12 protein-coding genes are annotated in these 14,368 nt (G+C 44.3%); all 12 read right to left on the bottom strand.

Translation table 11 applies throughout. From position 1 onward, the window contains the following. Window positions 1-11: 11 nt before the first annotated feature. Window positions 12-323, bottom strand: coding sequence for a flagellar hook-basal body complex protein FliE (gene fliE, locus BCT34_RS05280; protein WP_017060684.1), 312 nt, complete (start codon window positions 321-323; stop codon window positions 12-14). Window positions 324-455: 132 nt separating this feature from the next. Further along, the gene (locus BCT34_RS05275; protein ID WP_076651675.1) at window positions 456-1,865 is read right to left on the bottom strand and encodes a sigma-54 dependent transcriptional regulator; all 1,410 of its coding nucleotides are present in this window, start codon (window positions 1,863-1,865) and stop codon (window positions 456-458) included. Between the two features lie 33 nt (window positions 1,866-1,898). After that, window positions 1,899-2,939, bottom strand: coding sequence for an ATP-binding protein (locus tag BCT34_RS05270; RefSeq protein WP_076651676.1), 1,041 nt, complete (start codon window positions 2,937-2,939; stop codon window positions 1,899-1,901). A 184-nt stretch (window positions 2,940-3,123) separates the two neighbouring features. Next, a complete protein-coding gene (locus tag BCT34_RS05265) occupies window positions 3,124-4,590 on the bottom strand; it encodes a sigma-54 dependent transcriptional regulator (protein ID WP_076651677.1) in 1,467 nt (488 codons plus the stop codon). A gap of 229 nt (window positions 4,591-4,819) precedes the next feature. After that, complete coding sequence (gene fliS, locus BCT34_RS05260; protein WP_004736194.1) at window positions 4,820-5,230, bottom strand: flagellar export chaperone FliS; 411 nt, start codon at window positions 5,228-5,230, stop codon at window positions 4,820-4,822. Window positions 5,231-5,242: 12 nt separating this feature from the next. Beyond that, complete coding sequence (locus tag BCT34_RS05255) at window positions 5,243-5,548, bottom strand: flagellar protein FliT (protein ID WP_076651678.1); 306 nt, start codon at window positions 5,546-5,548, stop codon at window positions 5,243-5,245. Between the two features lie 3 nt (window positions 5,549-5,551). After that, window positions 5,552-7,579, bottom strand: coding sequence for a flagellar filament capping protein FliD (gene fliD / locus BCT34_RS05250; RefSeq protein WP_076651679.1), 2,028 nt, complete (start codon window positions 7,577-7,579; stop codon window positions 5,552-5,554). 30 nt (window positions 7,580-7,609) lie between these two features. After that, on the bottom strand, window positions 7,610-8,035 hold the full coding sequence (flaG, locus tag BCT34_RS05245; protein WP_076651680.1) for a flagellar protein FlaG: 426 nt from the start codon (window positions 8,033-8,035) through the stop codon (window positions 7,610-7,612). 81 nt (window positions 8,036-8,116) lie between these two features. Then, window positions 8,117-9,247: a flagellin gene (locus BCT34_RS05240; protein WP_076651681.1), complete on the bottom strand. Its 1,131-nt coding sequence runs from the start codon at window positions 9,245-9,247 to the stop codon at window positions 8,117-8,119. A gap of 583 nt (window positions 9,248-9,830) precedes the next feature. Beyond that, window positions 9,831-10,964, bottom strand: a complete 1,134-nt coding sequence (locus BCT34_RS05235; protein ID WP_010436625.1) for a flagellin — start codon at window positions 10,962-10,964, stop codon at window positions 9,831-9,833. A 648-nt stretch (window positions 10,965-11,612) separates the two neighbouring features. Further along, the gene (locus BCT34_RS05225; protein WP_076651682.1) at window positions 11,613-12,749 is read right to left on the bottom strand and encodes a flagellin; all 1,137 of its coding nucleotides are present in this window, start codon (window positions 12,747-12,749) and stop codon (window positions 11,613-11,615) included. Between the two features lie 420 nt (window positions 12,750-13,169). Then, the gene (flgL, locus tag BCT34_RS05220) at window positions 13,170-14,360 is read right to left on the bottom strand and encodes a flagellar hook-associated protein FlgL (protein ID WP_076651683.1); all 1,191 of its coding nucleotides are present in this window, start codon (window positions 14,358-14,360) and stop codon (window positions 13,170-13,172) included. Window positions 14,361-14,368 lie beyond the last annotated feature (8 nt).

Here is a 14,368-nt window from a genome sequence, read left to right as displayed (position 1 = left end):
AACTACCCAACTTATACCGGCATGTTCATCAGCTCTTTGTACGATTCAACCAACTTATTTCTAATTTGGATTGTCGCCTCAAAAGCCACACTAGATTTATTACGAGCAATCATCACGTCTGATAGAGACACGCTTTGGTCGCCACTATCAAAACGAGCTTGAAGATCACCTGAGGTCTTTTGTAATGAGTTCACATTATTGATGGCATTAGTCAGCATGTTGCCAAAATCTGCACCGACCGCTTGACCCGTTGCTGCGGGACGAGCGCTGGCAGCTTCGACCATCATTGCCTGCATTTCGCCTTGTAAACCATCTATTCTCATCTACTACCTCAGGAGTCAAAATTATGACTATCTATTTAGCTGTATTATTGACAGAGCAATTAGCGTGCCACACATTAAATTGACTAGATATCGTATTACACTAGTCAGAAAGCTGACACTACTAATCTATCCTCAGTTTGGGATATCTATTCCAGCATCACGCATTTTTGCTAACTTGTAACGCAATGTCCGCGGGCTAATACCCAGTTTTTCCGCCATGTCTTTACGTCGGCCATTACACGCGATCAATGTTTCAAGGATGATCGCATACTCTTGATCTCTAAGCTCATTCCCGAGCCCTTCGCTGCTAGCCGCGATTTTATTGATTGGGTTTACTTCGGCAATCGGTTTAATTTCTGGCGTTGCAACATCATTACCTTCGACGATTTGTTGCAGGCTGCTTGCATCTTGCCAATCGACACCTTCAAGAAGGATGTGTTCACCAGAGATGTTTTCTTGTTCGCTCAAGATTAACGCACGCTGTACCACATTGTCCAACTCACGGACATTACCCGGCCACGGATAATTGACGAGTTTACTGATCGCTTGCGCTGACATAACCGGCACAGGCATACCCAGTTTGGTACAGTGACGCTCAACTAAATGCTTGGCTAAAGGCTCAATATCGCCTTTACGCTCACACAGCGGTGGCCAAGAAATTGGGAAGACATTCAAGCGGTAGTATAAATCCTCACGGAAATTCCCTTCAGAAACATACTGCTTCAAATCTCTGTTGCTGGTCGCTAGTACACGAACATCGAGTTTAATGCTCTTGCGGCTACCTAAACGCTCAACCTCACGCTCTTGTAGTACACGCAGTAGTTTGGCTTGTAGGCTAAGATCCATCTCACTGATCTCATCCAATAGAATCGTACCGCCCTGCGCCTGCTCGAATTTCCCCGGGCATGCTTGAATAGCGCCAGTAAATGCGCCTTTTTCATAACCAAACAGGGTCGCTTCTAACATGTTGTCAGGGATCGCCGCACAGTTAATTGCGACAAACGGGCCATCTTTACGACTAGAAGCATTGTGAATGTAACGAGACATCACCTCTTTACCAGAACCACTCGGGCCCAACACCATGACGTTTGCATCGGTTTTTGCCACTTTATCAGCCAGCATCATTAGCTTGATGCTTTTCTCATCGGCAACGATGGCATCACCATTGTCGTCCGACTTTACAGGCGCGTAACGGCTCACCATGTTGAGCAGTACTTCCGGCGCAAATGGCTTTGCCATGTAGTCGATGGCGCCCTCTTTCATTGCAGCAACGGCATCTTCAATGTTGGCATATGCGGTCATTAGCAATACGGGTAAGTTTGGCCAATGCTGCTTAATGTTTCTTAATAGCGCTAAGCCGCCCATACCCGCCATCTGTACATCAGAGACGACAATATCAACGGAGTTAGATTTTAATTTGACCAGAGCATCTTCCGCACAATCTGCTTCCAGCCATTCATATCCGGCAAGCGCGAGTGTATCGACAAGGGCTTCGCGTAGACCTTCATCATCTTCGACGATTAACACTTTGCTTTGAGCCATAGGATTCTCCAGTGTAAATTCAGTTAAAACTTATTAGTCTTCAGAAGAAGTGCTTCTTTCCAGCGGTAGGCACATAGTAAAACATGCGCCGTCCCCTTCTTCTGATATCAATTCCAGTCGGCCTTCGTGCGCTCGACATACCATTTGTACAACCGCTAAGCCTAAGCCTGTACCCTGCGAGCGAGTGGTAAAGAAGGGTTCCATAATTTTACCTTGAAGCTCTTTCGGTACGCCGGGGCCGCTGTCTTGTACTGATATTTTAAGCTCACCGTTTACGGGTCTAAAAAACACATCAATCTGCGATTCCTTACCCGCAATTTGAACCGCGTTCAACACTAGGTTGCTTAACGCTGAAGCGATAGCATTGGCGTTGCCGAACATTTGAGTCTGTTCGCCTTCCACTTCCTGGCAATAATCAATCTGGTTGGTTTTCAATGCCGCTTCCACCATAGGGTGAAATTCGGTGATCAATTCAGCCACAGTAAATGGCTTCACCACTTTGTTGTCACCGCCCTTGGCAAACAACAACATGTCGTTCACTTGCTTCTCTAAGTCATGCAATCTATCCATAAGCTTAGATTGAAAACGTGTCTTTGTTGCCGGAGGTAAATTGGGGGCGGCAAGGTTTGACGCATATAACATCGCACTAGAAAGCGGTGTACGAACCTGATGAGCAAGTGACGCTACCATGCGTCCTAATGACGACAAACGCTGCAGATCACTGACACGTGATTGCAGCAAACGAGTCTCGGTCAGATCTGTAATCAAAATCAGCTGACCCGTGGTAGAAGCAGAAATCGCCAAGCGTACTTTTCGCCCGTTCTTCAATGAGATCTCATGACCGTCATCGTCTTTTGGGTCGAAGGCGCTTTGAATTACTGAAAACCATTTCTCCCCGACTAACTCAACCCCAAGAATACGGTGCGCTTCAGGGTTAGCCTCTCTCACTTCGCCATGTGTATCTAACAAAATGACCCCCGCTGGCATCACGTCGAGTACTTGCTTATAGCGCTCAACCTGCTGTTCAACAGAATCTAGGTGCGATTGATTTTCTGGTTCGTTAGATACGTGCATGTCAAAAATTTGCCTCAAATACTAAAACAGCCTGAGACGTACAACACGAATCAGGCTATTTGCTATATTTATCACATAGTTAAGCAAGCAACAACTCGACTATGGTTTATCTATTCACTTAGCTAGAGTTACCAAATAGCTAAAAAATGTGTGCTAGTTTTTCGTTTTCATCTAAAACTGGACACTATCGCTGCAAGTTATATTTACGCATTTTTTCCACCAGAGTGGTTCTACGCATTCCAAGCATGTCAGCAGCACGAGCAACAATGCCGCCCTGCGCTTCCAAAGCTTGATTGATCATATTCACTTCCATATCCGCGAGTAGCTCTTTCAAGTTAACCCCTTCTGGCGGTAACTCTTGAGGAGCATTAGCATTGTCGGCAATGTCATCTTGCTGATCAAAGCTGAAATCTTCTGAGAATAAGTCAGCAAGTGCATCACGCTCTTGCTCCTCTTCCGACCCAAAGCTATTAAACTCAGGTTGGAACTCAGGGATATCGCTGTATCGATATTTGGTTGGCAGGTGATTAACATCAACCAAGCTATTTGGATACAAGATAACCATTCGCTCAACAAGATTCGCGAGTTCACGAACGTTGCCCGGCCAGTAATGCTCCATCAAAGAATTGATTGCACGAGCGGTAAAACAGATAGGCATGCTGCCCTCCGCTTCCATTCGAGTCATCAGCTCTTGAAGCAGCAGTGGAATGTCTTCTTTTCGATCTTGAAGTGCAGGCATTTCAATCGGGAAGACATTCAAGCGGTAGTAGAGATCTTCACGGAATGAATCGTCATCAATCATGTCTTCAAGGTTGCGGTGTGTTGCCGCTATCACTCGAACATCTGCTTGGATGGTGCTGTTGCCGCCGACACGTTCAAAGCATCGCTCTTGCAGCACTCGTAGCAGCTTAACTTGCATCGCCATTGGCATATCGCCAATTTCATCAAGAAACAGTGTGCCACCTTCAGCCAATTCAAAACGACCTTTACGTGCGGTAATCGCACCAGTAAATGCCCCCTTTTCATGACCAAACAGTTCACTTTCAAGTAAATCAGGTGGGATCGCACCACAGTTCACTGGCACAAAAGGCCCAGAACGACGTTTAGAGTGATAGTGAATATTACGCGCTACAACTTCCTTGCCTGTACCTGACTCGCCAAGAATCAGCACGTTTGCTTCCGTAGAAGAGACTTGTTCAATTAAGTGACGTACTTCTTGAATACCAGCACTTTGCCCTACTAAGCTGCGAAACAGTGTGTTCTTACGTGCCGAAGACACAACTTGAACACCTTTGCGGCCTAAGAAGTCTTTGCAGTGCCTTAATGCATCACTTAATTGCGGGTAGTTAAGAGGAAGCTCAAGTTCACCAACATAGTTAGTCAACTCGTCAACTGGGTGGTTGTTTTTACCAATCACCAGTAAAGGGATGTGATTGGCGTGAACAAGCTTTTCATTCAGTAATGCGTTGAAGCCTTTACCTTTAATGGTACCAATAATGCAACCGGCCCACTGTAGTGACCAGTCCACTTTACGTGCTTGTTCAGAGCTGATTACTTCGCAGCTCTCTCCTACAAACTCTAATATTGTGCTTAAATTGTGACGATCTTGAGCACTATCGTCGACGACAAGCAGTTTTGCCAAACCTTGCATAAGTAGGAATTATTGCCTTTATTTTGGTGCGATGCAGAAAAACGGTGAGCGACGTAGTTTATAAAACAGTGAAAAGTATCAATGGTTATGGTCTACGTGGACAAATTTAGGAAATCAGCAACGAAAAAAAGCCATTAGGCTATCTAATGGCTTCTATTTTATTTGATTAAAAAAATAAGGCAACCAACCAATTAAGGGATATGAGATTGGTTAAAACTGCAATTTTTCTTTAAATACCTACGTCAGCGGACGTCAAGTTGTGATATTCGTTCGGAATTTGGTCCCAAGCGCTCTTAATTTCGCGAATAATATCGATAACATCATCAATAGGCTGTGGGTCATTTTTGTGATTTGCCGCAGAAATTTGCGTGATCATGAACTCATAAAGTTGATCTAGGTTTTTCGCAATATCGCCGCCATCGTCCATAGATAGGCAACTACGTAGGCTAATAATGATATCTAGAGCCTTACCAAGTCGCTCACCTTTCACTGGGATATTGCCTGCTTGCATTGCCGCTTTGCCTTGAATCAAACGCTCGATAGCGCCTGCCATTAGCATTTGTACAATCTTATGCGGTGAGGCAGCCGTTAGCTGACTATCCACTGATACCTTTTTATATGCCTGTAAAGAACCGCGCATAGTAAACCTCTTCTATAAAAACTTTTTGTATTGTTGAACTGATTTAGCGCCGTGACGATACTTATGTAGGGCCTTACCTACTCGACTCGTCTCAGTCTGCATCAATTCGACTAATTTTCTGGTTCTGGTAATGGCTTCAAACCATTCAGAACTTTGCTTAACGTCGGGATGTGAGTCGATAATTTGAAGCACGTTTTGCAATAACTGTTCTCTGTTATCGACAAGCAGCGTTATTTCTTCAGCATTAATTTCACTAAATTCAAGCTTAGAGAAAATTAATTGATCGAGTTCACAAAGCTCTTGCAGCTGGCTATTCATCTATTAGCCCAACGCATTCATCATGCTCCCCAACTGAGATTGCATCTTACTAGTCGCATCTTGCATAGCAGTGAACTTAGAGTGAGTACGGCTCTCTAAGCTGTCCATGCGGCGATCAAGGGCGCTTTGATCATCAACCAAACGGTAGTTTTGCTCGACTAAGCTCTTTTCCCTAGTACGGATTGAACCCGTGATACCTGTGATGCCTTGAATCGCATCTTCCACTTTTTTGGCGAAGCCGTTGTTGCCACCAAAAAACTCACCCAACTTATCAAAGTTATTGTTCAGTTGACGGTCAAGCATGTCGTAGTTGATTTCTAACGAGCCTTGTCTTGTGGTCGTGATACCGAATTCGGTCAAAGACTTTAGATTGTCTGGCGCACCTTCGATACTTGATGAGAACACCCCTTTCAATCGGGAGTCGGCATTACGCACGGTACTGTCGCCAGAAAGCGGGCCTTTTTGACCCGTCGTTGGATCAACACCGGCCAAGCTCTTAGACACTTGGTAAAACTGATTGTAAGAGTTAACGAAAGCTTCAATGTCTTGACGCACACTATTGCGGTCGTACTCCACACCAATTTCTGCCGGTGGCTTATCTTTTGGCGTTTTTCCTTTCACCGTAATATCGATACCTTCAACAGCATCTTCAATCACATTGTTGTTGCTAGAGAGCTGAGCAACACCATCTAGGACGACCATAGAATCTTGGCCAGCCTGAACTTCAGTCATGCCGCTGTAGGTATCAAAAGATTGTTGTGCTTGTTCTAGATCAGCTTGCGCTTTATCGACCTTCTCTAAAAGCTCACGCTCTTCAGGTTCTAGTTTGGCACGCTCTATTTTCTTGGCTTGTTCTGCGGTGAGTTCGCCTTTTTCAACTTTCTCAGCCAACTCCGCTTTTTCTTGGGAGATTTTATCTTCGATACGCGCTTGTTCGGCCTCTAGCTTCTGTTGGGCTTCTTTCGGTGTCACGTATGAATCGGTCAGAGTACCTGAGGCAGCATTTGACCACCCTGGCACATCGGGTGCCTTCTCTATCGCTTTTTCATCAAGCTCAAGCTCGGGTGTGTAGTAAGAATCTAAGAGAGTCCCTGACGCTGTTTCAGTCCAACCAGGGATATTATCTTCAGGCATCACCGACTTTGCCGCTTGAGCTGCGTCTAGGGCAGCTTGGCCATCGGCAGCAGCTTTCTCGCCGTAGCTAAGGCTTTTAGAGTCTCCGTCAACATCTGAAGTAGGATCGGTTTGAGCTGAGGGGATTACATTGCCATCTTCGTCGAGTGTTTCACTCGTATTTGGTTCATCGTTTTCGCTCACTTCATCGATGAGTTCAACGGCTTTTCCTGCAGGGGTTAGAGCTAGAATATCTTGAGCAGCCACGCGCGCTTTCTCTAAAGCTTTAACACGTTCTTCAAGCGTTTTGTATTCGAGTTTTTTTAGGGGGTTGGCAGCATCTGACTCAACATTAATGCTGATCTGTTGATCTGAACCTGATTGGTTCGAGGCAATAATAAGTCTTGGACCTTCGACATCATTGATAATCGATGCACGAACGCCTGGGTTGCTATCTGCGCCGTTTATACTGCGAACAACATCGATAAGTTTCGATCTGTCGCCTACTTGTACATCAAAGCTATTATCACCAAGCGAAACCTGCAGCTTACCTGGGCCAAATTTCATGTCCTCTGACAGTACATCAGAAGCCACTTTATGGCTTTGGGCAAGCTGCAACACATCGATGGCATATTTACCAGCGATCGCTTCGGTAGTCGCGGTTGCAGAAACAAGAGCTTCATCGGTACTTTCAACTGTTCGCACAGCGAAAGCTTTTTCCTGACGAAAGTTTGTCATCAGGTTTTTCATCGAATCAAGGGATTCTCTGAGTCTTCCATAGGCACTAATGCTGGTATCGATTCGCGCTCTTTCATTGTCGATTCGCTGCTGTTTAGGTACACGCTCCGAATCAACAATTTTGCTGACCATGGAATTGATATCCATGCCAGACGAAATCCCCATTGGGCCAAAACTCATTAAATCACCTCAATAATACGACTTAAACCTTCACCTCAAATATTCGACTATTCGACTATTCGAGTTTTGGGCTGCTAGGCGTCTTAGAATTTCAAGCATTTCTTCGTCAGGGATCTGGCGAATAATATCACCTGTTGTGGTCTCATAAATAGTTACCACATCTCTCCCCGACTCTTCATCGACCTTAAAGGCCACACCTTTATTGAGAGAGGAGATAAACTCGTTTACCTTCTCCACCATTTTGACTCGCTCTTCATCATTTAACTCTTGTCTATGTTGAGCTAATTGACTCGCCGCTTCGGTAGCTTCCTCTTTCGATTTCTCTACCTTGCCATAAGATGTTGCTTCTTTTAGTCGCGAAACACTCGACGCACTACTACCTTCATCGCTTGCAATTTTAATGCCATTAGGTGAGCCATAAGGCTGGATGTTCGATGCGTTGGATGGTATTTCCATAACACTCTCCCTCCCTCCTTTATGAGCCAAACAGTAAAACTCTACCCAGAGTAGAGTTTACCGCTACTTACTAAGGTAAGTTTAGCCCAATAAGCTTAGAGCTGCTGATGGTGATTGTTTTGCTTGAGCTAGGATAGAAGTACTCGCCTGTTGTAGGATTTGAGACTTAGTCATAGCCGTTGTTTCTTTCGCGTAATCGGTATCTTTGATACGGCTCTTAGACGCATTAACGTTTTCGTTGATGTTGTCTAAGTTACTGATTGCGTGGTCAAAACGGTTTTGGAAAGCACCTAGAGAAGCACGTTGGCTATCCACTGATTTTAGAGCGCCATCGATGATAGATACCGCTTCGTTTGCACCCGCAACAGAAGTGACATCGATGTCGTTAACGGTAACGTCTTTACCAGCACCGATACCTAGCTCGCCCGCAAGGCTGCCGCCAAACTCAACATCACCTTCAACTTTTTGGCTTGAAGCGAAAAGTTGTAGTTTACCGCCTTCGCCAACAGACGCTTTAACGTCTTGGCTTTGACCGTTGATGTAAGTTGCTAGCTCTTCGATATCGTTGCCTTCTTTCGCAGAAATTGACAACTCTTGAGCTTCACCAAACTTATCGTTGTACTTGATCGTTAGATCAGCACCAGCACCTACACGCCAAGAAGCATCTTTGCCTTCTTCTACACCGTAGCTCTTACCGCCCATGTCTTTGGTATCAGTACGCATGTTGCTCATTGATAGCATTACAGCTTCACCAGAGTCTGCACCGATTTGGAAAGATTGGCTACCGTAAGAGCCGTTAAGAAGCTTATTACCACCAAAAGAAGTCGTTTCAGCAATACGGTTAAGTTCTTTATTTAAAGCAGAGACTTCTTCTTGGATCGCAACACGCTCAGATTTGCTGTTTGAACCATTTGAAGATTGAAGAGAAAGGTCACGCATACGTTGCAGAATGTTGGTTGACTCATTCATTGCACCTTCAGCTGTCTGTGCAATAGAGATACCGTCATTCGCGTTTTTCACAGCCATATCTAGGCCACGGCTTTGCGACGTTAAGCGGTTAGAGATTTGTAAGCCTGCAGCATCGTCTTTTGCGCTATTGATTTTATAGCCAGAAGACAAACGCTCCATTGATTTTTGAGTACCTTCAGCCGCGCTATTTAGGTAGCGCTGAGCCGTCATTGCAGACACGTTAGTGCTTACATTAATCGCCATAGTTGATCTCCTTTAGGCATTTTTTAATGCACCTATGTGACTCTCACCTCACACAAATACATATCAATTTGTTTACGCACCAGTGTCTCTCTCACCTTACATTGGTACATATCATTTCTCTCAATCCCTTTAACGGCCCCTTAATTAGAAGCTTTAATAAAAAATGTGCTTTTTTTCGTATTATTTTCAACAACAAGGAAAAGTGTGATCGTCATTCAATTAATCGACCGATATGCGCTAAAATTTCCCGGCTTCTCGATTATTGAGTGTGGTGTTGAATATAAAACGAAAAGAGATCCCTGATATCTCGTTTTACTCGATTCTGGAATGACGGCAGATACCCCCATTAGTTTATGAGCAACTCGTAATGCCCTACAGTGAGGAACGAACGTGATAGGGAATCTCGCTTTTTGCTTCTGGTCACCAAGACTACAGTTCCCCAAGCCCCTTTCTCACCAAATAACAGGCAATAAAAAACCCAGCCGAAGCTGGGTCTGTTTAGCGCTCATCTCTCACCACGAGCTAATTTGTGGAAGCCTAACGTTAACGCTTATGATTATAGTCAACGTAGCCTTTCAATCGATTAACCTAGTAGGCTAAGTGCCGAGTTCGGCGCTTGCTTCGCTTGAGCAAGAATCGAGCTTGAAGCTTGAGAAAGAATCTGAGACTTAGTCATCTGAGTCGTTTCTTTCGCGAAATCGGTATCTTTAATACGGCTCTTAGATGCGTTAACGTTCTCGTTAATGTTGTCTAAGTTGCTGATAGCGTGGTCGAAACGGTTTTGGAAAGCACCTAGCTCAGCACGGTGGCTGTCTACATACTTAAGTGCCGCATCGATTACTGCTACAGACTCTTGTGCGCCACCAACAGACGTTACGTCGATAGTATCAACCGTTACGTCTTTGCCAGGTTGCATGCCTAGTTCGCCAGCAAGGCTGCCAGAGAATGCCACTTCGCCTTCAACTTTGTTGTTACCAGTAAACATTTGTAGCTTACCATCTTCAGTTACAGACGCTTTCACAGAGTCTTGTTGACCGTTGATGTACGTTGCTAGCTCTTCGATATCGTCACCCGCTTTTGCGTTGATGTCGATTTCTTGTGCTTGACCGAAGTTATCAGTGAACGACAATTTTAGGTCGTTAGAACCCGCTTGAACGTTCCAGTCTTTGTCTTTCGCGTTCTCAGTTTGGTAGCTCTTACCACCCATCTGAGCATTATCAGAGCGCATGTCTTTCAGTTGAAGCATTACCGCTTCACCGTTATCCGCACCGATTTGGAATGATTTAGTACCGTGAGTACCGTTAAGCAGCTTGTTACCACCAAAAGACGTCGTTTCCGCAATACGGTTTAGTTCGTCGTTTAGAGCTGTTACTTCTTCTTGAATCGCTACACGCTCAGATTTTGAGTTTGAGCCGTTTGAAGATTGTAGAGACAAATCACGCATACGTTGCAGGATGTTCGTTGTCTCGTTCATTGCACCTTCAGCAGTTTGTGCAATAGAGATACCGTCGTTCGCGTTACGTACTGCAACATCAAGGCCGCGGCTCTGAACGTTCAAACGGTTAGAGATTTGTAGGCCCGCAGCGTCATCTTTTGCGCTGTTGATTTTTGAACCTGAAGCTAGACGCTCCATTGATGTTTGTTGTGCGCTGTTTGCGTTGTTTAGGTAACGTTGCGCTGTCATCGCTGAAACGTTTGTATTTACATTCACTGCCATGGTGATTTCTCCAATTGATTTTCCGGTATAGCGGTTTCCGACGTCTCGGAAAACCAAGTAGTTCTCTCAAAGTTACTTTTAATAACGGCTCAAAATTCAGAAGCTTTAGAAAAACTTTTAAAAAACCACAAAAAAAATATTAATTTTATATTTATCAGTCACTTAATTTTCATCATTTTCTAATACAGCAATAGATTTCAACTGAGAAAAGATCTTAACCTGTTTGAAAAACGTACGAATCGCCGTCTAAATTGCTCAACGTGGAGAAATGATCAATCATCAAAGATCTCCGGGGTAGGCAAATTTTGTGCAATAGATGAAATTATTTGTCGTGAAGAAGAGCAGTCAAATAGAGATCTAAGAAAGGTAGAGCGAGAAAATTCGCAGGGAAGTAAATAGCAAAAAAAAGAAACACAGAAAGGAAAAAGCCCCTTTTCCTTTGAGAGAACCGGGGCTAGTTGGCGCGTCAGAGCCTGTGTGGAGATCATCGAGAAATGAACACATTTCCGACTTGCCGTTGCATTCTTACCGTAAAAATGGATAGCAGGTGAGAGATGAGAGAGCTAAACACTCAATAGTAAGTATGCTTGCCAGTTTCCTTTGCTGCATGGCTCACGTCTGAACACGAGCAGCAAGTTCAACCAATAACTATTGCAACAATGTCATTGCAGAGTTAGGCAACTGTTTTGCTTGAGCAAGTATCGAAGTACCTGCTTGTTGCAGAATTTGTGACTTGGTCATTTGCGTCGTCTCTTTCGCAAAGTCCGTATCTTTGATTCGGCTGTTAGAAGCGTCTACGTTCTCTTGTACGTTTGCCAAGTTATTAATACTGTGGCTTAGACGGTTCTGTTTCGCACCCAAATCAGCACGCTGTGAATCTACGTACTTCATTGCAGAATCAATCACACTGATTGCGTTCTGTGAGCCTGCAACGCTTGTTAGGCTGATATCTTGAACTGATGTAGCACGGCCTTCACTCTTAATACCTAGCTCAGATGCTAGTCCACCAGAGATAGACATTGAACCCTCAAGATCAGGTTCAGCAACAAACAGCTGTAAGCGGCCTTCATCGGTAACCGATGCGTTCACTAGATCAGATTGACCATTAATGTAAGTCGCCAGTTCTTCAATATCGTCACCCGCTTTGGTGTTGATATCTAGAATGATGTCTTCGCCCGCTTTAGTCTTAAATTCGAACTTAAGATCGCTTGCGGTTGGCGGCACTTGCCAATCTTTATCTTTCGCGTTTTCTGAATCAAACGTAGTACCACCCATGCGGAAATCATCTGCACGAATGCTAGTCAACGCCATGATCATCGCTTCACCAGAGTTAGAACCAATCTGGAACGACGCTTCACCAAATGAACCGTTCAATAGACGACGGCCACCAAAAGAGGTTGTTTCCGCGATACGGTTAAGCTCATCTTGAAGTGCCATTGACTCTTCATTCAGTGCTGTACGCTCTGCTGGAGAGTTAGTGCCGTTTGATGATTGAATCGCTAGATCACGCATACGTTGTAGTACGTTGGTTGATTCATTCATCGCACCTTCAGCGGTTTGAGCAATCGAAATACCGTCGTTAGCATTACGCATTGCTACATCAAGACCACGAGATTGTGCTGTTAAGCGGTTCGAGATTTGCAGACCCGCAGCATCGTCTTTCGCGCTGTTGATCTTGTGACCAGATGACAAACGCTCCATAGAAGTCGCTAAGTCATTCGACGCTTTATTCAGGTAACGTTGTGCTGTCATAGCAGATACGTTAGTGCTTACATTGATAGCCATTTTGCTCTCCTTATGAGTTCGCAAACTTTCTGCGAAGCGGCCAGCTTTACTCTCATATGGATAAGCACTGACCGTGTATTACTCGATAAACCCTATTCAGGGTTTAAGACCTGTATTAATCATTTATAACCAACACAGATACAAGTTGTATGCCAAGTTTAATTTTGTATAAATAATTTTTTAATTAATTAAAAATCAAAAACTTACACAAAATTAAACGCGATTGTAATTGTTTACTCTTTGAGGGTGGAACAACGTATACCCTCCTGATTGCCGTTTTTTGCCGCTATCTTGAAAAACAAAATGTTTCGTACAAAAAAGCGGCAAGCATTGAAGTCATTCGCACGTATGGCATAGCACATAAGGCAAAGAATAGACTCCGTGATGAACAGCCGTTCACCACTCAATACCGATTGATCATTAAATATAGTTAAACAAGGTCAGGTCTTTTGTTTTGCCAAACGCTTGTTGTGAAGCTTGGAGTGCTCGAGAGTTTTCATTGAATTCAATGATGGCTTTCGAATAATCCAAGTCTTCAAAGTTGCTTTTTGCTTTCGCCAAAGACAACTTAAAATCTTCATGTTGTTGCTCTTGAATATCCAAGGTACTCAAGCGTGCACCGACATCGGTTCTCGCCTTGGTTAGATGGATAAACGCAGCATGAAACTCTTCTGTCACTTGATGCAATTTCGCCGTAGCCGATGCATCTGATACTGGGTTTTCAGCTTGCTCAGCAGCTTCTTTAAAGGTATCAAAGATGGAGAATGTCTTTCTCGGCTCTAAGGTGATCGAATCACCTTTCGTGATCTGGCCTTTAAGTTGAATATTCAGACCTTCGTAAACAATGCCTGTCGAAGGATCAAAATCTTCCGCGGCGACGACTGTCCCATCTTTCTCAAGCTGGTAGGCATAGTTTCCGGTCTGCATATCGACAAACGTCACTTTGTACGTTGATGAATCTTTAGTTCTGTTGGTCGCGCGCTCTAGCAACAACTCAGAAGCAGATTCAAGCTCATACTGTGGCTCGTAGTCACCGAACGGGTTGTCTATTTCCATAAACATCTTGCTGCCCGGGTCATTCATTGCCATTTCAAAGCTACTTGCTACACGCATCTTGCGTTGGTAATCATCGCCTTGATAAGTCACGTTTCCCTGATTGTCTCTAAAGAAAGGCTGATTCTTCGGCTTAGTACCTGCAAATGTGTAGTTGCCTGACTCATCTTGAGAGTTAACTAAATGCAGGAAGTTATTCGCCAACTCTTGAATTTCACGCTTCTTAGCTAGACGGTCTTCTGGAGAAAGTGCACCGTTGATCATTTCCATCACGGTTCGTTTTGCTTCGTCAGCAAAGCCTTCAGTGTTAGAAACCAACACCTCATGATGTTCAAGACGGTTTCTTACAAGAGTAATCGCATCTACATACTGTTTAAGCTGTTCTGACTGCTGACCAATATTCTGCAAATAGTGCGTAGCCAATGGGTCATCACTTGGCGATTGTAACTTCTTACCTGAAGCGAGTTGCGCTTGGTTGTGATGCACCTTGTTCTCTTGGCGGCGCAAGTCATTTTGTACTGACTGATAATTGTGGAAGCTAGAGATACGATTCAACATTTATACCT

It is taken from the genome of Vibrio sp. 10N.261.45.E2 (genome assembly GCF_002875705.1).
Lineage (GTDB): Bacteria > Pseudomonadota > Gammaproteobacteria > Enterobacterales > Vibrionaceae > Vibrio.
This window is presented reverse-complemented; position numbering and strand designations above follow the sequence as displayed.